The organism is Streptomyces sp. NBC_00091, assembly GCF_026343185.1.
In the GTDB taxonomy this organism is placed as follows: Bacteria; Actinomycetota; Actinomycetes; order Streptomycetales; family Streptomycetaceae; genus Streptomyces.
Genome location: NZ_JAPEMA010000001.1, coordinates 2,925,839 through 2,947,682 on the forward strand (window position 1 = coordinate 2,925,839; position 21,844 = coordinate 2,947,682).

The window sequence follows — 21,844 nt, forward strand, 5'->3', positions numbered from 1 at the left end:
GAAGGCAGTCCGTTGTACGAAGGCGTGGTCCAGGACCTGATCGACGAACTGGGCAGGCTGCCCGGCGTCGGGCCCAAGAGCGCGCAGCGGATCGCCTTCCACATCCTGCAGGCGGAGCCCACCGACGTCCGCCGCCTCGCGCACGCGCTGCTCGAGGTCAAGGAGAAGGTCCGTTTCTGCGCGGTCTGCGGGAACGTGGCGCAGGAGGAGCGGTGCGGGATCTGCCGTGACCCGCGCCGTGACACCACGGTCATCTGCGTGGTCGAGGAGTCGAAGGACGTCGTCGCGATCGAGCGGACCCGCGAGTTCCGGGGCAGGTACCACGTCCTCGGCGGAGCGATCAGCCCGATCGAGGGCGTCGGCCCCGACGACCTGCGCATCCGCGAGCTGCTGGCGCGCCTGGCGGACGGTACGGTCACCGAGCTGATCCTCGCGACCGACCCGAACCTGGAGGGCGAGGCGACCGCCACCTACCTCGCCCGCATGATCAAGCCCATGGGCCTGAAGGTCACCCGCCTGGCCAGCGGGCTCCCCGTCGGGGGAGATCTGGAGTACGCGGACGAGGTCACGCTCGGGCGGGCCTTTGAAGGAAGGCGACTTCTCGATGTCTGACGCAACGCTGCACGCCCTCGGCCAGGATCCGGACGACTTCGCCGCCTCGATCGCGGACCAGATCGAGTCGTTCATCGTCGCGGTCACCGAGGTCGCCAAGGGTGAGGACCCGGACAGCGCGGTGCCCTTCCTCCTCCTGGAGGTCTCCCAGCTGCTGCTGGCGGGCGGCCGGCTGGGCGCGTACCAGGACGTCCTGCCCGAGGAGCGCTACGAGCCCGACCTGGGCCCGGAGCCGGACGTGGACGACCTGCGCGAGCGGTTCGCCCTGATGCTGGAGCCGGTCGACGTCTACTCCGAGGTCTTCGACCCCTACGAGCCCCGCAAGGCCCCGGTCGCGCACCGGATCTCCGACGACCTGGCCGACGTGGTCGCCGACCTGCGGCACGGGCTCATCCACCACCAGGCGGGCCGGATCACCGAAGCGCTGTGGTGGTGGCAGTTCTCGTACTTCACCAACTGGGGCCCGACCGCCTCGGCCACGCTGCGCGCGCTCCAGTCGCTGATCGCGCACGTCCGCCTCGACCAGCCGCTGGCGGCCCTCGACGGTCTGGACACGGACGAGGACATGGCGGAGGACGAGCTCGCGGAGCAGGCGGGCGCGGTCATGGCCGAGGAGCTCGGGCGGCTGGGCCGCAAGTAGCCCCGATGCGCGTACATTGTTCGCGGAGCGAACCGCTCCGCTGATCTTTTCATCTCATGATGTGGTACGGGGCGGTCGGATCGCGGCCGCTCGTTAGACTGCACCAGCAATGAGACGGACCGAGCGAGGAGCGCACGTGGGCCTTGTCGTGCAGAAGTACGGAGGCTCCTCCGTAGCCGATGCCGAGGGCATCAAGCGCGTCGCCAAGCGGATCGTGGATGCCAAGAAGAACGGCCACCAGGTGGTCGTCGTGGTTTCCGCGATGGGCGACACGACGGACGAGCTGATCGATCTCGCCGAGCAGGTATCCCCGATGCCTGCCGGGCGTGAATTCGACATGCTGCTGACCGCCGGAGAGCGGATCTCCATGGCCCTGCTGGCCATGGCGATCAAAAACCTGGGCCACGAGGCCCAGTCGTTCACCGGCAGCCAGGCAGGCGTGATCACCGACTCGGTCCACAACAAAGCGCGCATCATCGATGTGACGCCGGGCCGGATCCGCACCGCGCTGGACGAGGGCAACATCGCCATCGTCGCCGGCTTCCAGGGTGTGTCCGCGGACTCCAAGGACATCACCACCCTCGGCCGGGGCGGCTCGGACACCACCGCCGTCGCGCTCGCCGCGGCGCTGGACGCCGAGGTCTGCGAGATCTACACCGACGTCGACGGCGTCTTCACCGCGGACCCCCGCGTCGTGAAGAAGGCCAAGAAGATCGACTGGATCTCCTCCGAGGACATGCTGGAGCTCGCGGCCTCCGGCTCCAAGGTGCTGCTGCACCGCTGCGTCGAGTACGCCCGCCGCTACAACATCCCGATCCACGTGCGCTCGTCCTTCTCCGGACTGCCGGGCACCTGGGTCAGCAACGAGAATCCGCAAGGGGACGCGCAGGTGGAGCACGCCATCATCTCCGGAGTCGCTCACGACGTCTCCGAAGCCAAGATCACGGTCGTCGGTGTCCCGGACAAGCCGGGCGAGGCCGCGGCGATCTTCCGCGCCATCGCGGACGCCGAGATCAACATCGACATGATCGTCCAGAACGTGTCGGCCGCGTCCACGGGCCTGACGGACATCTCCTTCACCCTCCCCAAGACCGAGGGCCACAAGGCCATCGACGCCCTGGAGAAGGCGAAGGCCCAGATCGGCTTCGACTCGCTGCGCTACGACGACCAGATCGGCAAGATCTCCCTGGTCGGCGCGGGCATGAAGACGAACCCGGGCGTCACCGCCTCCTTCTTCCAGGCGCTGTCCGACGCGGGCGTCAACATCGAGCTGATCTCCACCTCCGAGATCCGCATCTCGGTCGTGACCCGCCAGGACGACGTCAACGAGGCCGTACGCGCCGTGCACACGGCCTTCGGCCTGGACTCGGACAGCGACGAGGCCGTCGTCTACGGAGGCACCGGACGATGAGTCCGCACCGGTCGGCCCCGGCCCCGGCGCTCGCCGTGGTCGGGGCGACCGGAGCGGTCGGCTCGATCCTGCTCCAGATCCTGTCCCAGCGGGCTGACGTCTGGGGCGACATACGCCTGATCGCCTCCCCGCGCTCGGCCGGCCGCGTGCTGGCCGTCCGCGGCGAGGAGACCGAGGTGCTCGCCCTCTCCGAGGACGCCTTCGAGGGCCTCGGCGCGGGCGACGTCGTGCTCTTCCTGACCCCGGCCGAGGTATCGGCGCGCTGGGCGCCCGTCGCCACCGCGCGCGGAGCCGTCGTGGTGGACCAGTCCGCCGCCTTCCGGGAAGACCCCGAGGTGCCCCTGGTGGTGCCCGAGGTGAACGGCCACGCCGTACGCAACCGCCCGCGCGGGATCGTCGCGGGCCCGGACTGCGTGACCGCCGCGATGATCGCCGCCGTGGGCGCGCTGCACGCCGAGTACGGACTGGCCGAGCTGGCCGTCTCCTCGTACCAGGCCGCGAGCCGGGCGGGCCGGGCCGGTGCGGAGGCCCTGCGCCGGCAGCTGACCGTGGTCGCCGGGAGCTCCGTGGGGGAGCAGCCCGGGGACGTGCGCCGCGCCGTGGGCGAGGACACCGGCCCCTTCGCGGCGCCGCTCGCGCTGAACGTGGTGCCCTGGTCCGGTGAGCTGCGCGCTGACGGCTGGTCCTCGCACGAGCTGGCCGTGCGGGCGGAGACCCGGCGGATCCTGGGGCTGGAATCGCTGCCGATCGCCGTGACCTGCGTACAGGTTCCCGTGGTCACCGGGCATTCCCTGACGGTCCGGGCCCGCTTCGAGCGGGAGGTGGCCGCGGCGCACGCCCGGGAGATCCTGGAGGCGGCGCCCGGGGTGGTCCTCGTCGACGACCCGGCGGCGGGGGAGTTCCCCACGCCCGCGGACGCGGCCGGCACCGATCCGGCGTGGGTGGGCCGGCTGCGGGGTTCGCTCGACGACCCGAGGGCCCTGGAGTTCTTCGTATGCGCGGACAATCTGCGCAAAGGTGCCGCTCTGAATGCCACCCAGATCTCGGAACTGATCGCAGGTGAATTCGCGTAATTCGCTTTGTAGGATCGGTATCGATCCCTTGATCAAGGTGATGGCCCGACTGCCGCCTGGATGAATAGGGCATTCGGGAAGAGCGGGTACGCATGAAGGCAATAGGGAAATTGCTGAATACTTTGCCTCGCGCGTACAACCCTGACGGGGGGACGCGTGTCCAACCGGCGTGGCAGAGGCACTGTTGGACTTCGCCGTCATACCGGCGCGCACCGGGATCCTTCCCCCGCGCCGGCGCTCAGGCACGCCCGGCGGCGGCTTCCCTGTGATCGTTCCCGTCCCGCCGGCCAGCGTGCCGCACATAGCGCCGACCCGGGGCGGCCGCGTGCCCTCGCCCCGCGAGGGCGCGGACACCGCCACGAGCCCGCCGGTGCCCGAGGCCGCCGCGCCTGAGGCCGCCACACCTGAGGCCGCAGCTCCCGCGACAGGGGAGGCCGCCGAGCGGCCGGTCGTGGCCGGTACCACCGTCGACCACCTCACCGAGACCTACCGGGCCCACTACCGCTCCCTCCTGGGCCTGGCCGCGCTGCTCCTCGATGACACCGCCTCCTGCGAGGACGTGGTCCAGGAGGCCTTCATCCGCGTCCACTCGGCCCGCAACCGGGTGCGCGACCGCGACAAAACCCTGGCCTATCTCCGCCAGACCGTCGTGAACCTCTCGCGCTCCGCGCTGCGCCGCCGCATCCTCGGTCTGAAGCTGCTGTCCAAGCCGATGCCGGACATGGCCAGCGCGGAGGAGGGGGCGTACGACCGGCTGGAGCGCGACGACCTGATCAAGGCGATGCGCGGACTCCAGCGCCGTCAGCGCGAGGTGCTGGTACTGCGCTACTTCGCGGACATGACGGAGGTCCAGGTCGCGGAGACGCTCGGGATATCGCTCGGCTCGGTCAAGGCGTACGGATCGCGGGGCATTGCCGCGCTGAGGGTGGCGATGGAGGCTGCGCAGTCATGAGGGACGACCACAAGAACCCGCCCGGCCCCGCCGGGCCGGCCACGGACGACGAGCAGGCGCTGCGCAGCCTGCTGACCGGGGCCGTGCAGGGCCTGGAGCCCTCCGAGGGGGCCCTGGAGCGGCTGCGCTGCGCGGTGCCCGCGCGCCGGGCCCGTAAACGCCAGGCCCTCCTCGTGACGGCCGCGGCGGCGCTGCTGGCCGGCGCCGCGATCCCGGCGGCGCTGCACCTGGGCTCCGAGGAGGGCGCGACGGCCGGACACTCGGCCATGGCGGGTCACGGGCAGGCCCAGGGCGGCAAACCGGGCGACCCCACCGACCCGCGCCAGAACGGCTCCGGCGGCGGGCCCGAGCCGAGGCCGGGCCGGTCCGCCGACCCGGGCCACGGCCAGGGACAGAGCCAGGGCCAGGACGCGGGCGCCGCCGCCGGGCTGCCCTCCCCGCAGGCGAGCGGCTCCCCGTCCGGCGACGCGCAGGCGGGCCCCTCCCGCGCCGGAGCCGGCGCCCCCACCGGTGCGGCCGGCCGCGGCCCGCTGCCCCCGCTGGGTGCGGCGCCGGGAGCACCCGGATGTACGGCGGACCAGCTGGGCGTGTCGGGCAGCGCCCGCGCCCCCGAGTCCGACGGCAAGGTGTACGGCAGCTTCAAGGTCACCAACGTCTCCGCCCAGGGCTGCACGGTCACCGGCCCGGACACCGTGACGGCCGCCCAGGTGCCCCCGGGCCCGCAGCCCGTCCCGCCCGCCGCGCCGGCCGTTACGGTGACCGGGCACACGGCGGGGGACCCTGCGAGCGCGCTGCTGCCCGACCCGTCCGCCGAGGCACCGGTCGTGCTGCTCCAGCCCTACAGCGCCTACGAGGTGCGCTTCGCCTGGGTGCCCTCCGAGCAGTCCTGCCCGGCGGCGACGCCCGAGCCGACGGCCAAGCCCCAGGAGGGCGGCGCGGCGCAGCCCGCGGCCGGTCCGCAGGGCGGTACGGCCGACGGTACGGCGGTGGCGGGCACCGAGGGGGCGCCGGCCGCCGAGGAACCGCAGGCCGGCTCCAGGAGCCCGGAGCCGGCCGGGGTCGAGGTCTCCCACGCCCCCGGTACGGGCGCCCCGGTCACCCAGACCACCATCCCGGCGGCCTGCGGCGGCACGGTCTACCGCACGGGCCTCATTCCGCCGGGCGCGCCGTAGCCGGGGCGGGGTCGGCAGCCGGGGCCGGGTCGGTAGCCGGGGTTCCGGCCGCCGCGGCCGGGGCGGGCAGCAGCCCCGCCTCGGCGTCGCGCAGGGTCTCCACCTCGCGCCGGTAGAGCCGGAACCACATGAAGAGGACGAAGACGACGAAGACGAACCACTCGCCGGTGTAGCCGAGGTTCTGGAAGGCCTTCAGGTCGAGCCCGGTGTTGTTCGGCGCCTTCGCCGGCACCGGAGTCATCCCGTCCACCGGGGTCTGCACCGTCAGCCAGGCGTCGTAGAGCGGGTCGTGCACCAGATTGACCAGCGTGGCCGCCCCGATCACCCCGAGCTGGCCCGGCGGCAGCCCGCCCTGCGCGTGCACGCCCTTGGTGCCGGAGTTCTCCGAGGACTGCAGGGCCCCCGTCACCTCGACCCGCCCGGCCGGCGGGGCCGGTGCCTTCGCCGGGTCCGCCGCCCCCGGCAGCCAGCCCCGGACCACCGGAAGGGTCTTCCCGGAGTCGGTGCGCAGCAGGGTCAGGACGTAGAAGCCGGGCTTGCCGTCGAGGTCCCGTTCGGGAACCAGCAGCTGCTGCCCGTACTCCCCGGCCGTGGAAGCCAGGCGTCCGGAGGTCTTGGTGTCCACCGGGAGCAGCGAGTCCAGCGGCTCGGCGGCCCGGTCGGCGGGGCGCTCGGCGCTCGCCTCCTTGTGGCTGCCGACGCGGTCCTCGAACCGGCCGAGCTGCCAGGTCCCCATGAACAGGCAGAAGGGGATGGCGAGCGCGACGAAGACGTTGATCCCCCACCAGCGCGGGGTCAGGAGAAACCGGTGCACCCCACCAACGGTACGGGGGGTGCACCGGGAGCCCGGTGGCGGGTCAGCGCGGCAGGTGCTTCAGCGCGAATTCGAGGTCCATCCGGACCTGCTTGATCCGCTCCTCCACCACCAGCGAGCCGTGCCCGGCGTCGTAGCGGTACACCTCGTGGACCGCGCCGCGCGCCACGAGCCGGTCGACGTAGTTGTCGATCTGCCGGATCGGGCAGCGCGGGTCGTTGACGCCCGCCGCGATGTGCACCGGCGCCTTGACCGCGTCCACGTACGTCAGCGGCGAGGAGACCTCGAAACGCTCCGGGACCTCCTCCGGCGTACCGCCGAAGAGGGTGCGGTCCAGGGACTTCAGCGCCTCCATCTCGTCGTGGTACGCCGTCACGTAGTCCGCCACCGGTACGGCGGCCAGTCCGACCGCCCAGTCGTCGGGCCGCATGCCGATGCCCAGCAGCGTCAGGTACCCGCCCCAGGAGCCGCCCGACAGCACCAGCCGCGCCGGGTCGGCGAGGCCGGAGGCCACGGCCCACTCCCGGACCGCCGTGATGTCCTCCAGCTCGATCAGGCCGACCCGGTGCTTGAGGGCGTCGGTCCACTCGCGGCCGTAGCCCGTCGAGCCGCGGTAGTTGACCCGCACCACCGCGAAACCGTGGTCCAGCCAGGCCGCCGGGGTCGCCGCGAAGGCGTCGGAGTCGTGCCAGGTGGGCCCGCCGTGGATCTCGAAGACGGTCGGGAAGGGCCCGTCACCGTGGCCCACGGGCCGCTGCGCGAGCGCGTGGATCCGCCCGCCGGGCCCCTCCACCCACACGTCCTCCACCGGCACCGAGCCGGGCGGCCGCATGCCCGGAGGGTCCAGTACGACCCCGCCCGCGGTGGACCGTACGGCGGCCGGCTCGGCGGCCGAGGACCACTGGTACTCCACCGTCCCGTCCGGCCGGGCCGTCGCGCCCGAGACCGTCCCCGGCGGCGTGTCCACCCGTACGAGTTCCCGCGCGGCCAGGTCGTAGCGCCACAGCTCGCTGCGCGCCTCGTAGCTGTGCGCGATGAGCAGGGCGGTCCCGTCCGGGTACCACTCGGCGCTGACGTCGCCCGGCAGGTCGACGGCCAGGCCCTCCTCGGAGCCCGTGGCCACGTCCCACACCATCGGCTCCCAGCGGCCGCGCCGCTGGTGCCCGATGAGCAGCCGGGTGTCCCCGGAGACCGGCGCGAAGCCGAGCACCTCCAGACCCAGCTCCTCGGTGCCCCCTCGGGAGTCGTCGAGCTCCGCGACGGTGGCCCCGTCGAGGGTGACCACGCGCAGCGCCGAGTGCATGGCGTCGCCGTGCTCGGTGTGCTCGATCGCGAGGAGGGTCCCGTCGTGGGAGAGGTCGCCGACACCGGCCGACTCGCGGTGCCGGTAGACGACGGCCGGGGCGCTGCCACCCGGCCGTACGACGTGGATCGTGGAGCCTTCCTCGTCGGTGGACCGGCCCACGACCGCCGTGCCGTCGCGGCCGATGGCGAGGCCGGCGGGGTAGGAGGGCTCCAGTCCGGGCGTGGCGGGCTCGTCGGGTCCGCCCGCGAAGGGCTGGCGGACCCAGGTGCCGAACTCGTCGCCGTCGGTGTCGGAGAACCACCAGATCCACTCCCCGTCGGGGGAGAGGGTGCCGTCGGTGGTGCCGTTGGGGCGGTCGGTGGCCTGCCGCTGCGTGCCGGTGGCGCGGTCCCAGGCGTAGAGCTCGAAGGTCCCGGTGGCGTTCGAGACGAAGAGCGAGCGGTGCGGGGCGTCCTCGGCCCAGTCGGGCAGTCCCACGCGCGGCGCCCGGAAGCGCTTCTCCCAGTCGGGCATCTCGGAAGCGGGGGTCCCGCCGGGGGTCAGGTCGCTGTCGCTGGTCATGCGCCCCATTCTTGCCGCACCGCCGGCCGGGATGCCGACTGCGCCGAATGGGCGCATGGTGGTGGGCGTACGCCGAACGCTTGCGAGAGGGTGTTGATCATGGCCAAGAAGGCTCGTACCGGCCAGCACAGCCACCAGGATTCCGAACGCGCGATGGCGAAGAACACGGCGGCCGAGGCGCGTGCCAAGGCCGCGGTCAGAGATGTGCAGTCGCTCTCCGCGAAGACGCGAGGCATGCAGCAGAAGGCCCAGGCCAAGCGCGGCTGAGCCGCGGCACCGGTCCGCGGCCCCATGTTTCACGTGAAACGTGGGGCCGCGTGCGTGGGGCCGCGTGCGTACGCTGGGTGCCATGCGGATGATCGTCCGGGGCGCCCGGCTGCTGCACGAGCACGGCTTGTCCGACGTGGAGGTCGCCGAGGACGGCACGATCGCGCGGGTGATCCCGTACGACGACCAGAAGGAGCCGCCGGCCACCGGCGTGCTCATCGAGGCACACGGCGGGCTGCTCAGCGCCCCCTTCGCCGAGCCCCACATCCACCTGGACACCGCCCTGACCGCCGGGCAGCCCCGCCCGAACGCCTCCGGCACCCTCTGGGAGGGCATCGCCTGCTGGAGCGAGCGCAAGCGGACCCTGACCCGCGAGGACGTGATCGGGCGGGCCACCGAGGTGCTGCGCTGGCAGGCGGCCAACGGCGTGCTGCACGTCCGCACCCACTGCGACGTCACCGACCCCTCCCTCACCGCGCTCGACGCGCTGCTGGAGGTCCGCGACCGGGTGCGGGACGTCATGACCCTGCAGATCGTCGCCTTCCCGCAGGAGGGCATCGTCTCCTTCCCCGACGGCGAGGCACTGCTGCGCGAGGCGGTGGCGCGCGGGGCGGACGTCGTCGGCGCGATCCCGCACTTCGAGGACACCCGCGAGGACGGGATCGCCTCGCTGCGGACCGCCTTCGCGGTGGCCGAGGAACACGGGCTGCGCGTCGACGCCCACTGCGACGAGATCGACGACGAGCAGTCCCGCTTCGTGGAGGTCCTGGCCACGCTGGCCCTGCGCTCCGGCCTGCGTGAGCGCGCCACCGCCTCCCACACCACGGCCATGGGCTCCTACAACGGCGCCTACAGCTTCAAACTCCAGCGGCTGCTGGCCCGTTCCGGCATCAACCTGGTCGCCAACCCGTTCGCGAACCTCAACCTCCAGGGCCGCTTCGACGCCTACCCCAAGCGGCGCGGACTCACCCAGGTCAAGGAGATGCTGGCCGCCGGGGTCAATGTGGCCTTCGGCCACGACGACGTGATGGACCCGTGGAACGCGCTCGGCACCGCCAACCCGCTCCAGACCGCCCTCGTCGGCCTGTACGCCGCCCAGCTCACCGGCGCCGACGAGATCCCGCTCGCCTTCTCGATGGTGACGGACCGTGCGGCGCGCGTGATGGGCCTGTCCGCCTCCGAGTACGGGATCACCGCGGGCGCCCCGGCCTCCTTCGTCCTCCTTCCCGCACCCACCCCCGAGGAGGCGATCCGCCGTCAGGTCCGGCCGCGGTACGTCGTCTCGCGCGGCAGCGTCCTCGCCGAGACCCCGCCCGCACCGGCCCGCCTGTGGTGGCCGGGGCAGGAGGGCCCGTCAGAGGTGGACTTCACCCGCTCCCTTTAGGGGGTGTCTTGCGGGTCAGGCCGGGCTCGCGGCGCCTGGCACCGCGCCTCGCCGCGTTCTCGTCGGTCGCCAACGTCCCCCAGCTACCGCTGGGAGGTGCCCCCACCGCGTTGACTCCCTCCTCGGCCTTGCGATGCACGGCACCAGACACCGCTCCCTGATCCGGCCTGACCCACAAGACACCCCCTAGGGTGCCGTCCATGACGTGGACCCTTCACAACCTCGACTCCGGCACGGCCCGTTCGGCCTTCGAGATCGCCTCGGAGTACGCGGATGCCGCCCTGCTCAACCACTCCGTCCGCTCCTACGCCTTCGGCGCCGAGTACGCCCGCCGGCACGGGCTCTCGTACGACGCGGAACTCCTCTATGTCAGCGCCCTGCTCCACGACCTGGGCCTGACCGCGCCCTTCGACAGCCACACCCTGCCCTTCGAGGAGGCCGGCGGACACGTGGCCCGGATCTTCACGGCCGGCCTGGGCTGGACCCCGGCCCGCCGGGCACGCGCGGAGGAGGTGATCGTGCTGCACATGCGGGGCGACGTCACCGCCGCCGAGGACGTCGAGAGCCACCTCCTTCAGGTGGGCACGAGCGCGGACGTGTCCGGCCTGCGCGTAGCCGACTTCGACCCCGCCTTCCGCGCCACCCTGCTGGACCACTACCCGCGCCTCGGCTTCGGCCCGGCCTTCCTCGCCCTGGTCGAGGACCAGGCGGCCCGCAAACCCACCTGCGCGGCCGCGGCCTACGTCGCGGGCGGCGCGGCCAAGCGCATCGCGGCGAACCCGCTGGACCACTGAGGCGTAGCGGGCCGGGGGCGCGCCGCCCCCGGCCCGCTCGCCCGCTCTAGGCCCTGTCGTCAAAGTCCCTCCCCCAGCTACCGCTGGGAGGTGCCCCCAGGCCCGCGACGCCCGGCACCGCACCTCGCCGCGTTGTCGGAGCACCCAAGTACGTCCAGTACTCGGGAGCTCCTCCGCCTTGCGATGCACGGCACCGGACGCCGCGGGCCTTACCGGCGCTACTTTGACGACAGGGCCTAGAGGCCGCGTTCGATCATCGTGATCACGTCCTGGCCCGCGTCGTGGGCCTGTTCGGGGGTGACTCCGCGCAGGGGGCCGTCGATGATCAGCGAGGCCAGGCCGTGGACCGCCGACCAGGCGAGGAACTCCGCGCCCGGGCGGCGGGCCGGCGGCAGGATCCCGGTCTCCACGAGCCCGTCCAACGAGGCGCCGAGCAGCTCGAAGGGCGTGAGCCCGCCGGCCCCGGCGGCGGTGGTGTCGGTGGCGTACGTCATGTCGGCCGGGACGTGGAAGGCCGTCCGGAACCACCCCGGCTCGGTGACGGCGAAGCGGATGTAGCCCGTCCCCACCGCCCGGAAGCGGGCCCGGGCCCGCTCGGCGGGGTCCTGGGCGGCGGGCAGCCCGTCGATCTCCGCCTCCATCGCGAGGGCCACCCGGGCCATGGCGGCCTGCGAGACCCCGTGCACCAGCGCCCCCCGGTCGGCGAAGTGCCGGTAGGCGGCGTTGGGCGAGACCCCGGCGCGCCGGGTGACCTCGCGCAGGGAGACGGAGTCCGGCCCGCCCTCCCGCGCCAGCTCCAGGGCGGCCTCGAGCAGCGCGTTGCGGAGGTTGCCGTGGCGGTAGGTGCTGCGCTTGAGCGGCGGCGGCGGTTGCGGTTCGGTGTCCGGTGCCATGGGAGTTCCTCGAGAGATGTGGACGGCGTCAACTTCCACGTATAGCCTACGGGGGAGATGTGGACGACGTCCACATGTGCTTCAGGGGGGGGCAATCATGCAGAAGGCCGTGTCCCGCGACGGGACCGTCATCGCGTACGACCGCACCGGCGAGGGCCCCGCCCTCGTCCTCGTAGGCGGCGCCTACCAGGTCCGCGAGGACCCGAGGTGGGCCGTGCTCGCCGGGCTCCTCGGAGATCGCTTCACCGTCGTGACGTACGACCGCCGAGGCCGCGGCGACAGCGGTGACACCGCCCCCTACGCGGTGGAGCGCGAGATCGAGGACCTGGCCGCCGTCATCGCCGAACTCGAAGGCCCGGTACGGGTGATGGGCATGTCATCGGGCGCCGTCCTCGCCCTGGAGGCGGCCGCCCACGGCGTCCCGATCGCGGAACTGGCCCTGTACGAGCCCCCGTTCGTGGTCGACGACAGCCGCCTCCCGGTCCCCGCCGACTACATCGGCCGGCTGGAGGCGGCCCTGGCCGACGGCCGGCGCGACGACGCCGTCACCCTCATGCTCACCGCTGCCGTCAACATCCCGGCCGAGTACCTCGGGCCGATGCGCGACAGCGTCGTCTGGGGCCACTTCACCGCCCTGGCCCACACCCTCCCGTACGACGCCAGAGTCATGGGCGACACCATGACCGGCCGCCCCCTGCCGGCGGACCGCTGGGCGGGCGTACGGATCCCCGTGCTGGCCATCGGCGGCGGCGCGAGCGACCCTTGGCTCCGGTCCGGAGCCCGGGCCCTCGCCGGGCTGCTGCCGGCCGGCCGCCACCGCACGCTGGAGGGCCAGACCCACGACGTGGACCCGGCCGCCCTGGCGCCCGCACTGGCGGAGTTCTACGGCAGGGACGAGAGCTGACGTCCACGGGGTTCGCCCACACGCGGCGGCCCCCACCCGCCTCCCGGACGGGCCCTGACACGGCACGCGCCGCTCAGTCGACGGGTGTGCGCGGCTCCGGCCCGGGCAGCAGTTCGGTGGTGATCAGGGCGGCGATGGCGGCCAGGATCACCACCGGGGTCATACCGGGGCTCCCGATCAGCAGGATCGCCATCACCGCGCTGCTGACCGGCAGCCGCAGCACGCTCGCCGCCGCCGCGGCCAGCCCGGCCGCCACCGCGGGCACCACCCCCAGCCCCGGCAGCGGCGAGGCCAGCACGCCGGCGGCGGCCCCGAGGAACAGCGCGGGGAAGATCGGGCCGCCCCGCAGGCTGCCGAGGCACAGCGCGTACCCGACGGTCTTGCACAGCAGTACGGCCACCAGCGCGCCCACACCCCAGGCCCGCGGGTCGTCGGCCAGCGCGGCCATGGTGGCCTGCCCGGACGAGGCGACGTCCACCGGGGAACGGCCCGTGGCCAGGGCGTACACGGCCGCGCAGCCTCCGGCGCCGAGCGCGCAGAGCATCGTACGGGCGACCGGGCCCTTGGCGACGAACGCCGCCACCACCCGGCCCACCCCCATCGTCTGGCGCAGTACGGCCGCCACCAGCACGGCCACGAGCAGGGCCCAGCCCACGTCCGCGGCGTCCAGCCGGGGTACCGGCCCGGGGAGTTTGAAGCTCAGGCCGCCGGTCTGCAGGCCGGTCCAGCGCCCGAACCCGGTGAACACCAGGGCCCCCACCCCGCTGGAGAGCAGGGCGGGCAGCATGACGGCGACGAGCTGGGGCCCGCCCACCCCCACCACCTCGATCAGCAGCACGGCCGCGATCAGCGGGCTGCCGAAGATGGCGGCGATGGCCGCGGCCGCCCCGGCCACCCCCATCAGTACCGTGGCCTGCGGGGTCACCGGGCCGCGCGCGAGGTCCCGCAGCAGCAGTGCGAACCCGCTGCCCAGGGCGATCAGCGGGGCCTCGGGCCCCAGCACCGCGCCGAGGGGCAGACTCGCCACCGCCGCGATCAGCACCCCGGGCAGCACCTTGGTCGACGCCCCTCCGACGGCGAGCCCGGCCGCGGGGATGTGCCCGCCGGCCCCGGGCAGCCGGGCCGCGACCAGCCCCACGACGGCGCCCGCGACCAGCAGCAGCGGCAACGGCCACCACCACGGCGGCCCGTCCCAGCCCAGCGCGTGCGGCAGGCTCTTCCACAGCAGCCGCTGCAACTCGTGCATCCCGGCGAGGAACCAGAAGCAGACCAGGGACACCGGGATCCCGACCAGGGCGCAGAGCAGCAGGATCCTGCGGTACGCGGGCGTCTTCAGCAGCCCCCGCAACAGGGCGGGCTCGGCCGGCTGCGCCGGTCGGGGCGGCTCGGCCGGCCGGGTCCGCGTCATGGCTCGCTCCTTTCGGGCTGTTGGGACAGCCCAGCCTCCACCGCACCGAAGAGCACCTTGGCGACGAGTCCCACCACGATCAGGTCGGCCACCATCTGCACGGTGGCCGGCACCCGCCCGGCCCCGTCGGCGGGTGCGATGTCGCCGAAGCCCACGGTCGCGAACACCGTGACGGCGAAGTACAGGGCATCGGTGCGGCTCAGCGGCTCGGAGAAGGACTCCGGCCGGTCCGGCGAGAGCAGGAAGTACGTCGCCGAGAACAGCACATAGAGGCAGACGAGCAGCACCCCCGACGCACCCGCCCGCAGCATGTGCCCCAGCACCACCACGCGCCCGGAGCCGCCGCCACCCATGACCGCTCCTCACCGCCGCCTGGCCCTCCAGGCATTCCAACACCCCCCACGCCGGCCCGCACCTCACACACCCCCGGCCGGCGGGCCGGTGCCGTGCCCTCCGATGGCCTCTGAGCTGCACAGACGCAAGCCGGGACCGCCGAACGGGTGAGGCAGGACGCGAGATCCGAACCCTGCGACGCGCAGCGACTCCTGGTGCGGGTGGATTCACCCGTGACGCCAACTGACACGGCGGCCTTCCGTTAGCATCAACCTGGCTGGCTGCAAGGGCATTTGACCCGTGCTGCCGGCATCTGCCCGGCCTGGGGAAGGGGACCCGTGTACTCGGAAGTTCGCAAGATCACGCCACAGTTGGCGCTGGAGTGGCTGAAGAAGAACACGAACAACCGGCCGCTCAGCCGGCAGACGATCGTCCAGATGGCGCGGGCGATCGAGCGCGGGGAATGGCAGCTCACTCACCAGGGGATCGCCTTCGATGAGGACGACGTCCTGATCGACGGCCAGCACCGGCTGGAAGCAGTGGTCAAGGCCGGGATCCCGGTCGAGATGATGGTGACACTCGGAGTGCCGAGGGCCTCCTTCACCGTCATGGACACCGGACGCAAGCGCACCGGCCGGGACGCGCTCTCCCTCGCGGGCGAGGTCAACAGCACGCACCTCGCCGCGGCCCTGCGCGGTCTGCACCTCTATCTGACACAGCCCGACCTGGGATGGTCGGGAGCCTCGTCCCTCGTTTCCAACGATCAGCTGCTGGGCATCCTGGAGCAGCACCCGGAGATGCGGAACGCCGTCAATCACGGCATCCAGCTGAACCGGGGCACGAAGATCACGGTGACCGCCGCCTCGATCGGCTGGTACGTCACCTGCCGCGAGCGGCCCGATGTCGACCAGAGCCCGTGGCACGACGGGCTGATGACGGGTGCGGGACTCTCCCAGTGGGACCCCCGTCTCACCTTGCGCAACACCCTCCTGGGCCTGGCGGCCGGCAAGCGGCACCGCAAGGCCGACGACTCGCGCGAGCACCTGCTCTACTACCTCAAGTCCTGGAACGCCTGGGTCGAGTACCGCGAACTGAAGCTGCTGCGACGCTCCCCGGGCGAGAAGATGCCGCAGATCACCAAGAAGGCACAGCTCGACGGGGACCCGCCGGGCACCCTCGACGAGGCCGTCTGACGGGGCCGCAGACGTGGGTCCCGGCGGTGCCGGGACCTGCACGGCCCGTCCGAGCCCGAACCCGTCAGTGACCTGCGAGAAGTTCGCCGCTGAGGGCTCCGTGCAGGCGTGCGCTGTGCTCGTTCAGGCCCGTGATCTCGACGCTCTTGCCGCGCTGCCCGTACTTCGTCTCGATGGCGTCGAGCGCCGCGACGGAGGACGCGTCCCAGATGTGGGCGCCGGAGAGGTCGATGACGACTTTGTCCGGGTCGGAGGCGTAGTCGAACCGCCCGACGAGGTCGTTGGAGGAGGCGAAGAACAGTTCGCCGGTGACCGAGTACACCACCGTGCCCCCGTCGGGGTCGGTGACGGCGGTGACGTGCGCCAGGTGTGCGACCCGCTTGGCGAAGATGACCATGGCGGTGACCGACCCGGCGACGACGCCGACGGCGAGGTTGTGGGTCGCCACCACGCAGGCCACGGTCAGCACCATGACGGTGATCTCGCCGGCCGGCATGCGCTTCAGCGTCTTCGGCGCGACGGAGTGCCAGTCGAAGGTCGCGAAGCAGACCATCACCATGACGGCGACGAGCGCGACCATCGGGATCCGGGAGACGGCCGGCCCGAAGGCGATGCACAGCACCATCAGGAAGACGCCGGCGAGGAAGGTCGACAGCCGCGTCCGGGCGCCGGACACCTTCACGTTGATCATCGTCTGTCCGATCATCGCGCAGCCGCCCATGCCGCCGAAGAACCCGGTGACGATGTTCGCGATGCCCTGGCCGATGGACTCCCGCTTCTTCGAAGACCGGGTGTCGGTGATCTCGTCCACCAGCTTCGCCGTCATCAGCGACTCCATCAGCCCGACCACCGCCATGGCCAGGGCGTACGGGGCGATGAGCGTCAGGGTGTCCAGGGTGAACGCCACGTCCGGCAGCCCCGGAACCGGCAGCGCGGACGGCAGTGCGCCCTTGTCGCCGACGGTCGGTACCGCGATCCCCGCGGCCACGGTGACCGCGGTGAGGATGACGATGGACACAAGTGGGGCCGGGACCGCCTTGGTGACCTTGGGGAAGAACACCATCAACCCGAGCCCGCCGGCGAGCAGCGGGTAGACGGGCCACGGCACGTCCCGCATCTCGGGGACCTGTGCCATGAAGACGAGGATGGCGAGGGAGTTGACGAAGCCGACCATCACCGAACGCGGTATGAACCGGATCAGCTTCGCCACCCCGAGCGCCCCGAGCACGATCTGGAAGACGCCGCCGAGGATCACGGCCGCGATCAGGTAGCCCAGGCCGTGCTCACGGTTGAGCGGCGCGATCACGAGCGCGACGGCGCCCGTGGCGGCGGAGATCATCGCCGGCCGCCCGCCGACGATCGAGATCACCACGGCCATGGTGAAGGAGGAGAAGAGGCCGACGGCCGGTTCGACCCCGGCGATGATCGAGAAGGAGATCGCCTCGGGGACCAGCGCCAGCGCGACCACCAGGCCGCCCAGCACCTCGGTCCGGAACACCTTGGGCGACAGCCAGGCGGGCGGCGTCGGCCGACGAAGACGTGAGGGCATCGAAACGGGGGAGGAAGGCAAGACGGCACTGACCTCGGGCTCGGGCGCGCCCCAACCGGCAGGCGGGCGCGCGGAGAAGACACGAAGGGCGAGGTCGCCCAGGACGCCGGGGAGAAGCCGACCAAACTCTTCTCCCAGATTTCTCCCAAGCGATCTCCGGAAACACAGGAAAGGCCTGATCCACTGAGTGGATCAGGCCTTTGACCTGGTCTTACGAAGTCGGGGTGGCGGGATTTGAACCCACGACCTCTTCGTCCCGAACGAAGCGCGCTGCCAAGCTGCGCTACACCCCGATCGTCGCCCTGAAGTGTTGCTGTCCTGGCGACATCGATTACTTTAGCGGACCCTCGGCCTGAGACGAAATCCGGTTTTCACGAGGAGCAGGAACCCGGGGGAGGGCGCCGGGATGCCTAGGCCTTCGGGGCGAGCGTCAGGAGCGTCGCCTCCGGCGGGCAGGCGAAGCGGACCGGGGTGAACCGGTTGGTGCCGCAGCCGGCCGAGACGTGCAGGTAGGAGCGCTGCCCCTGGGTCTCGTAGGTGGACAGGCCCTTCACCCTCTTGGTGTCGAGGTCGCAGTTGGTGACCAGCGCCCCGTAGAAGGGGACGCACAGCTGCCCGCCGTGCGTGTGCCCGGCGAGGATCAGCGGGTACCGGTCGGCGGTGAAGGCCTCGAGCACCCGCAGGTACGGGGCGTGCACGACGGCCACCGAGAAGTCCGCGTCCGTCTCCGGGCCGCCCGCGACCCGCTCGTAGCGGTCCCGCTTGATGTGCGGGTCGTCCAGCCCGGTGAAGGCCAGCTCCAGCCCGTTGACCTTCAGCCGGGCCCGGGTGTTGGTGAGGTTCAGCCAGCCGGCGGCGTCGAAGGCGTCCCGCATCCCCTCCCACGGGTTGTGGACGGCGCCGACGACCGGCTTGTTGCCGTTCAGCCCGTGCCGGCCCTGCACCTTCTCGATCAGGTAGCGCCCGGGGTTGCGCAGCCGCGGCCCGTAGTAGTCGTTCGACCCGAAGACGTACACGCCGGGGAAGTCCATCAGCGGCCCCAGGGCGTCGAGCACCTCCGGCACGCCCTCCGTGTCGGAGAGGTTGTCACCGGTGTTCACGACGAGGTCGGGGCGCAGCCCGGCCAGGGACTGGAGCCAGGCGCGCTTCTTGCGCTGCCCGCCGACCATGTGGATGTCCGAGACCTGTAGGACGCGCAGCGGCCGCATCCCGGCGGGCAGGACGGGCACCGTGATCCGGCGGAGGCGGAAGGACCGGGCCTCGAAACCGGCGGCATAGGCCACTCCTGCGGCCCCCACCGCCGCGAGGGAAGCGGTGACCTTCAGGGGGAGTCCGTGACGCGCGTGCATGCCCCCATCGTCGCAGACGGGGAAAACCGGTGGGCGCCACAGCCCCTGCACCTGGCAGACTCAAGGGCATGACCACGCTCAAGGCCAAGCTCCAGGAAGACCTCACCACCGCCATCAAGGCGCGCGACGAACTCGGTTCGTCCACCCTGCGTCTGACCCTCACCGCCATCACCAAGGAGGAGGTCGCGGGCAAGGAAGCGCGCGTGCTCTCCGACGAGGAAGTCCTCAAGGTGATCGCCAAGGAGGCGAAGAAGCGCCGCGAGGCCGCGGAGGCCTTCGCCGCGGGCGGCCGTGACGAGCAGGCCGCGCGGGAGACCGCGGAGGGCGAGTTCCTGGACGCCTACCTGCCCAAGCAGCTCAGCGACGATGAGCTCGCCGCGATCGTGGCGCAGGCCGTCGAGGAGGCCAAGGCGGCCGGTGCCGAGGGGCCGCGGGCCATGGGCTCCGTCATGAAGATCGTGAACCCGAAGGTGGCGGGTCTGGCGGACGGCGGCCGGGTCGCCGCCGCCGTCAAGAAGCAGCTTTCGTAAGAGGTACGCCCAGCAGAGGCAAAGGCAGAAGCAGAAGGGGAGGGCCCCGGCCGGTGATCCGGCCGGGGCCCTCCCCTTCGCTCTCGCGGTCCTACTGGGTCTCGCGGCCGCCGAGCAGGCCCGTGTCCGGGGTGATCCCGGGGACCGGGGTGGTCGGGGTCGTCCCGCCCGTACTGCCGCCGACGATCCCGCCGATGGTCGTGCCGCCGACGGTCGTGCCGCCGGGCTTGGCGTCACCGCCCGGCTTGCCCGGCTTTCCCGGCTTGCGCGGGATCGGCGGAGGGGTGTTGCCCCGGCCGCCGTTGTTGCCGTTGCCGGTCCCGGTCCCGGCCCCGCTCCCGCCGGCCGAGGGCTCCGGGATGCTGACCGAGGCGAAGCCGGGGGCCTCGCGGCCGGCCAGCGCGCCCGAGACGGCGTCCTTCCAGATCGGACCGGGCAGACCACCGCCGAAGACCTTCGGGTAGTACGTGCCGCCGATGGTGATGTCCTCCATCGTGATCTTCTTCGTACCGCCCGAGCCGACCCACACCGCGCCGGACAGGTTCGGGGTGTAACCCACGAACCAGGCGTTGTAGCGGTTGTCGGTGGTCCCGGTCTTGCCCGCGTTGTCGCGGTCGGTCAGACCGGCCCGCTCACCCGTACCGGAGTCGACCACCCCGCGCAGCAGGGTGTTGATGGCGTCGGCGGTGTCCTGGGCCATCGCCCGGTCGCACTTGCTCTTCGGCACCGCGAGCGCCTTGCCGTGGGCGTCGGTGATCGACTCCAGGGCGATCGGGGTGCAGTAGACGCCCCGGTTGGCGAAGGTGGCGTAGGCGTTGGCCATCGTCAGCGGGGACAGCTCGGCGGAGCCGAGGGCGATGGACGGCGACTCGGGCAGCTTCGAACCGTCGGCCGGGACCACGCCGAGCTTCTGCGTCATCTCGGTCACCGGGCACAGCCCGATGTCACCGATCATCTGCACGAAGTAGGTGTTGATGGACTTCTCCATCGCCGTCTTCAGCGCGTACGGGCCGACCTCGTCCCGGGTCTCGTTCTCGGCCGTCTCCCGCTTGCCGCCCACCGGCACGTTCTGCCAGGCCGGGCCCGTGCACCGGGACACCGGGCTCGGGTACTCCATCTTGTTCGGGGCCGAGTAGACCTTCGTCGGCTCCATGCCCTGCTCCATGGCGGCGGCCGCGATGAACGGCTTGAACGTGGAGCCCACCTGGAAGCCGAAGTTCGAGCCGCCCATCCGCTTGTCCACGGAGTAGTTGATCTGCGTCTCGTTCTTCCCGAAGCCGTACGGCTTCGACTGGCCCATCGCCAGGACCTTCCCGGTGCCCGGCTGCACCATGGTCACGGCCGTGGCGATCGAGTCGTCCTCGTTGACGTGGTCCTTGATCGAGGCGTTGGCGGCCTCCTGCGACTGCGGGTCCAGGGTCGTACGGACCGTCAGGCCGCCCTGGTTCCAGATCTTCGCCCGCTCCTCGCGGGTCTTGCCGAAGACCGTGTCGGACAGGAAGGTGGCGCGCACGAAGTCGCAGAAGAAGCCCGCGCCCTTGACCGCGGTGATGCAGCCGTTCTTCGGCCGGGTCACCTTCAGCTGGACGGGCTTCTTCTTCGCCTCGTCCGCCTCGGTCTGCGAGATGTCCTTCATGTCGGCCATCCGCTGGAGGACGACGTTGCGGCGCTTCATCGCCTCCTGCGAGTCGTTCACCGGGTCGTAGCGGCTCGGCGACTGCACGAGGCCCGCCAGCAGCGCCGACTCGTCCAGGGTCAGGTCCTTGGCCGGCTTGCTGAAGTAGCGCTGCGCCGCGGACTCGATCCCGTAGGCCTGCTGACCGAAGTAGGTGATGTTGAGGTAGTTTTCGAGGATCTTCTTCTTCCCGAGTTCCTCCTCGACCTGGATCGAGTACTTCAGCTCGCGGATCTTGCGTCCCAGGCTCTTCTCCTGGGCCTCGCGCACCTTCGTCTCGTCGTCGCCGGCCTCCTCGACGAACACGTTCTTCACGTACTGCTGGGTGAGCGTCGAGGCGCCCTGCGCCGCGCCGCCCTCCTGCGCGTTGCGGTTCACCGCGCGCAGGATGCCCTTGAGGTCGACCGCGCCGTGCTCGTAGAAACGCGAGTCCTCGATCGCGACGATCGCCTTCTGCATGTACGGCGAGATGGCCGTGAGCGGCACCACTTGCCGGTCCCGTGAATAGACGGTGGCGATCAAGCCACCCTCCGCGTCCAGAATCGTGGTGCGCTGGCTCAGCGGAGGCGTCTTGAGATTGGCCGGGATCTCATCGAAACCCTCGACCGTGCCCTTGGCGGCGAGGCCCAGCGCACCTGCGCCCGGGATCGCGATGCCGGCAAGTACGACTCCGGAGAGAACCGACACCCCGAGGAACTTGGCGGCCTGCTGCGGCCCCGTCAGCCCTGCGCCCGAGCGCTTCTTTCCCATAGAGGGCAGCCTACGTTCTCATTCGCCGGACACGTGCGAATGCCTTGGCCTAAGCTGTCCCCAACTGTCACAGCAGTGCGGTGCGACATCAACCCTTCGGCTTGATTTTCACCCTTCCCGAATGGGGTGGACTCATGTCCGAATCCCGCCCTTCGCCCTGACGGCCGCTCACCGGCGACTCCCCGATTTCACCCGAATCGCCGGAATGGCCGGGCATGTCGCCGGATCACTCCGTCGGGTGATCTGCCGCTTACCCATAGTCCGTTCGGACCAT

Annotated in this window: 20 protein-coding genes and 1 tRNA gene; 12 read left to right on the top strand and 9 right to left on the bottom strand. The window is 71.8% G+C overall.

Annotated elements, in window-relative coordinates:
* Positions 1 to 12: 12 nt before the first annotated feature.
* The 6 genes from recR (at position 13) to OOK34_RS13595 (ending at position 5,860) form a co-directional block, all read left to right on the top strand.
* Positions 13 to 612: a recombination mediator RecR gene (gene recR, locus OOK34_RS13570; protein WP_267034119.1), complete on the top strand. Its 600-nt coding sequence runs from the start codon at positions 13 to 15 to the stop codon at positions 610 to 612.
* Positions 605 to 1,252, top strand: coding sequence for a DUF5063 domain-containing protein (locus tag OOK34_RS13575; RefSeq protein ID WP_267034120.1), 648 nt, complete (start codon positions 605 to 607; stop codon positions 1,250 to 1,252). The genes recR and OOK34_RS13575 overlap by 8 nt, the downstream gene beginning before the upstream one ends.
* Positions 1,253 to 1,388: 136 nt before the next feature.
* Positions 1,389 to 2,663: an aspartate kinase gene (locus OOK34_RS13580; RefSeq protein ID WP_267034121.1), complete on the top strand. Its 1,275-nt coding sequence runs from the start codon at positions 1,389 to 1,391 to the stop codon at positions 2,661 to 2,663.
* Positions 2,660 to 3,736, top strand: a complete 1,077-nt coding sequence (locus OOK34_RS13585) for an aspartate-semialdehyde dehydrogenase (RefSeq protein ID WP_267034122.1) — start codon at positions 2,660 to 2,662, stop codon at positions 3,734 to 3,736. Before OOK34_RS13580 ends, OOK34_RS13585 begins: the two co-directional genes overlap by 4 nt.
* 169 nt (positions 3,737 to 3,905) lie before the next feature.
* Positions 3,906 to 4,688 carry a SigE family RNA polymerase sigma factor gene (locus OOK34_RS13590; RefSeq protein ID WP_267034123.1) on the top strand — a complete coding sequence of 261 codons (783 nt, stop codon included), beginning with the start codon at positions 3,906 to 3,908 and terminating at the stop codon, positions 4,686 to 4,688.
* Positions 4,685 to 5,860 (top strand): hypothetical protein, encoded by a 1,176-nt coding sequence (locus OOK34_RS13595; protein ID WP_267034124.1) that lies wholly within the window; start codon positions 4,685 to 4,687, stop codon positions 5,858 to 5,860. The genes OOK34_RS13590 and OOK34_RS13595 overlap by 4 nt, the downstream gene beginning before the upstream one ends.
* Here the strand turns inward: OOK34_RS13595 and OOK34_RS13600 are convergent.
* Positions 5,838 to 6,674, bottom strand: a complete 837-nt coding sequence (locus OOK34_RS13600) for an SURF1 family protein (protein ID WP_267034125.1) — start codon at positions 6,672 to 6,674, stop codon at positions 5,838 to 5,840. The two genes, OOK34_RS13595 and OOK34_RS13600, sit on opposite strands and share 23 nt — an antisense overlap.
* Before the next feature lie 43 nt (positions 6,675 to 6,717).
* The gene (locus OOK34_RS13605) at positions 6,718 to 8,541 is read right to left on the bottom strand and encodes a prolyl oligopeptidase family serine peptidase (protein WP_267034126.1); all 1,824 of its coding nucleotides are present in this window, start codon (positions 8,539 to 8,541) and stop codon (positions 6,718 to 6,720) included.
* A 99-nt stretch (positions 8,542 to 8,640) separates the two neighbouring features.
* Here OOK34_RS13605 and OOK34_RS13610 point away from each other — a divergent pair, with 99 nt between their 5' ends.
* The 3 genes from OOK34_RS13610 (at position 8,641) to OOK34_RS13620 (ending at position 10,986) form a co-directional block, all read left to right on the top strand.
* Positions 8,641 to 8,808, top strand: coding sequence for a hypothetical protein (locus OOK34_RS13610; RefSeq protein WP_267034127.1), 168 nt, complete (start codon positions 8,641 to 8,643; stop codon positions 8,806 to 8,808).
* Positions 8,809 to 8,890: 82 nt separating this feature from the next.
* Positions 8,891 to 10,192, top strand: a complete 1,302-nt coding sequence (gene codA, locus OOK34_RS13615) for a cytosine deaminase (protein ID WP_323183416.1) — start codon at positions 8,891 to 8,893, stop codon at positions 10,190 to 10,192.
* Between the two features lie 200 nt (positions 10,193 to 10,392).
* Positions 10,393 to 10,986, top strand: coding sequence for an HD domain-containing protein (locus tag OOK34_RS13620; protein WP_267034128.1), 594 nt, complete (start codon positions 10,393 to 10,395; stop codon positions 10,984 to 10,986).
* A gap of 236 nt (positions 10,987 to 11,222) precedes the next feature.
* Here the strand turns inward: OOK34_RS13620 and OOK34_RS13625 are convergent, their stop codons facing one another.
* The gene (locus OOK34_RS13625; protein WP_267034129.1) at positions 11,223 to 11,879 is read right to left on the bottom strand and encodes a TetR-like C-terminal domain-containing protein; all 657 of its coding nucleotides are present in this window, start codon (positions 11,877 to 11,879) and stop codon (positions 11,223 to 11,225) included.
* A 97-nt stretch (positions 11,880 to 11,976) separates the two neighbouring features.
* Here OOK34_RS13625 and OOK34_RS13630 point away from each other — a divergent pair, with 97 nt between their 5' ends.
* Positions 11,977 to 12,783, top strand: coding sequence for an alpha/beta fold hydrolase (locus OOK34_RS13630; protein WP_267034130.1), 807 nt, complete (start codon positions 11,977 to 11,979; stop codon positions 12,781 to 12,783).
* Positions 12,784 to 12,856: 73 nt separating this feature from the next.
* Here the strand turns inward: OOK34_RS13630 and OOK34_RS13635 are convergent, their stop codons facing one another.
* Positions 12,857 to 14,191: a chloride channel protein gene (locus OOK34_RS13635; protein WP_267034131.1), complete on the bottom strand. Its 1,335-nt coding sequence runs from the start codon at positions 14,189 to 14,191 to the stop codon at positions 12,857 to 12,859.
* Positions 14,188 to 14,544, bottom strand: coding sequence for a potassium channel family protein (locus OOK34_RS13640; RefSeq protein WP_267034132.1), 357 nt, complete (start codon positions 14,542 to 14,544; stop codon positions 14,188 to 14,190). The genes OOK34_RS13635 and OOK34_RS13640 overlap by 4 nt, the downstream gene beginning before the upstream one ends.
* A gap of 318 nt (positions 14,545 to 14,862) precedes the next feature.
* On the opposite strand from OOK34_RS13640, the gene OOK34_RS13645 reads away from it, so the two are divergent.
* Positions 14,863 to 15,717, top strand: a complete 855-nt coding sequence (locus tag OOK34_RS13645) for a hypothetical protein (RefSeq protein WP_267034133.1) — start codon at positions 14,863 to 14,865, stop codon at positions 15,715 to 15,717.
* A gap of 64 nt (positions 15,718 to 15,781) precedes the next feature.
* Here OOK34_RS13645 and OOK34_RS13650 read toward each other — a convergent pair whose 3' ends face one another.
* The 3 genes from OOK34_RS13650 to OOK34_RS13660 all read right to left on the bottom strand — a co-directional run bounded on the left by OOK34_RS13650 (position 15,782) and on the right by OOK34_RS13660 (position 18,615).
* Complete coding sequence (locus tag OOK34_RS13650; RefSeq protein ID WP_267034134.1) at positions 15,782 to 17,266, bottom strand: SulP family inorganic anion transporter; 1,485 nt, start codon at positions 17,264 to 17,266, stop codon at positions 15,782 to 15,784.
* A gap of 219 nt (positions 17,267 to 17,485) precedes the next feature.
* Positions 17,486 to 17,559, bottom strand: a tRNA-Pro gene (locus OOK34_RS13655).
* Between the two features lie 117 nt (positions 17,560 to 17,676).
* Positions 17,677 to 18,615: a metallophosphoesterase gene (locus OOK34_RS13660; protein ID WP_267034135.1), complete on the bottom strand. Its 939-nt coding sequence runs from the start codon at positions 18,613 to 18,615 to the stop codon at positions 17,677 to 17,679.
* Positions 18,616 to 18,683: 68 nt separating this feature from the next.
* Between OOK34_RS13660 and OOK34_RS13665 the strand changes: the two genes are divergently transcribed.
* Complete coding sequence (locus tag OOK34_RS13665; RefSeq protein ID WP_267034136.1) at positions 18,684 to 19,145, top strand: GatB/YqeY domain-containing protein; 462 nt, start codon at positions 18,684 to 18,686, stop codon at positions 19,143 to 19,145.
* A gap of 91 nt (positions 19,146 to 19,236) precedes the next feature.
* On the opposite strand, the gene OOK34_RS13670 is transcribed toward OOK34_RS13665, so the two are convergent.
* The gene (locus OOK34_RS13670) at positions 19,237 to 21,570 is read right to left on the bottom strand and encodes a transglycosylase domain-containing protein (protein ID WP_267034137.1); all 2,334 of its coding nucleotides are present in this window, start codon (positions 21,568 to 21,570) and stop codon (positions 19,237 to 19,239) included.
* Positions 21,571 to 21,844 lie beyond the last annotated feature (274 nt).

Coding starts and splice junctions, on each gene's coding strand:
- OOK34_RS13575 (WP_267034120.1), top strand. CDS start 605: ATGTCTGACGCAACGCTGCACGCCCTCGGCCAGGATCCGGACGACTTC.
- OOK34_RS13585 (WP_267034122.1), top strand. CDS start 2,660: ATGAGTCCGCACCGGTCGGCCCCGGCCCCGGCGCTCGCCGTGGTCGGG.
- OOK34_RS13595 (WP_267034124.1), top strand. CDS start 4,685: ATGAGGGACGACCACAAGAACCCGCCCGGCCCCGCCGGGCCGGCCACG.
- OOK34_RS13605 (WP_267034126.1), bottom strand. CDS start 8,541: ATGACCAGCGACAGCGACCTGACCCCCGGCGGGACCCCCGCTTCCGAG.
- OOK34_RS13610 (WP_267034127.1), top strand. CDS start 8,641: ATGGCCAAGAAGGCTCGTACCGGCCAGCACAGCCACCAGGATTCCGAA.
- codA (WP_323183416.1), top strand. CDS start 8,891: ATGCGGATGATCGTCCGGGGCGCCCGGCTGCTGCACGAGCACGGCTTG.
- OOK34_RS13620 (WP_267034128.1), top strand. CDS start 10,393: ATGACGTGGACCCTTCACAACCTCGACTCCGGCACGGCCCGTTCGGCC.
- OOK34_RS13625 (WP_267034129.1), bottom strand. CDS start 11,879: ATGGCACCGGACACCGAACCGCAACCGCCGCCGCCGCTCAAGCGCAGC.
- OOK34_RS13630 (WP_267034130.1), top strand. CDS start 11,977: ATGCAGAAGGCCGTGTCCCGCGACGGGACCGTCATCGCGTACGACCGC.
- OOK34_RS13635 (WP_267034131.1), bottom strand. CDS start 14,191: ATGACGCGGACCCGGCCGGCCGAGCCGCCCCGACCGGCGCAGCCGGCC.
- OOK34_RS13640 (WP_267034132.1), bottom strand. CDS start 14,544: ATGGGTGGCGGCGGCTCCGGGCGCGTGGTGGTGCTGGGGCACATGCTG.
- OOK34_RS13650 (WP_267034134.1), bottom strand. CDS start 17,266: ATGCCCTCACGTCTTCGTCGGCCGACGCCGCCCGCCTGGCTGTCGCCC.
- OOK34_RS13660 (WP_267034135.1), bottom strand. CDS start 18,615: ATGCACGCGCGTCACGGACTCCCCCTGAAGGTCACCGCTTCCCTCGCG.
- OOK34_RS13665 (WP_267034136.1), top strand. CDS start 18,684: ATGACCACGCTCAAGGCCAAGCTCCAGGAAGACCTCACCACCGCCATC.
- OOK34_RS13670 (WP_267034137.1), bottom strand. CDS start 21,570: ATGGGAAAGAAGCGCTCGGGCGCAGGGCTGACGGGGCCGCAGCAGGCC.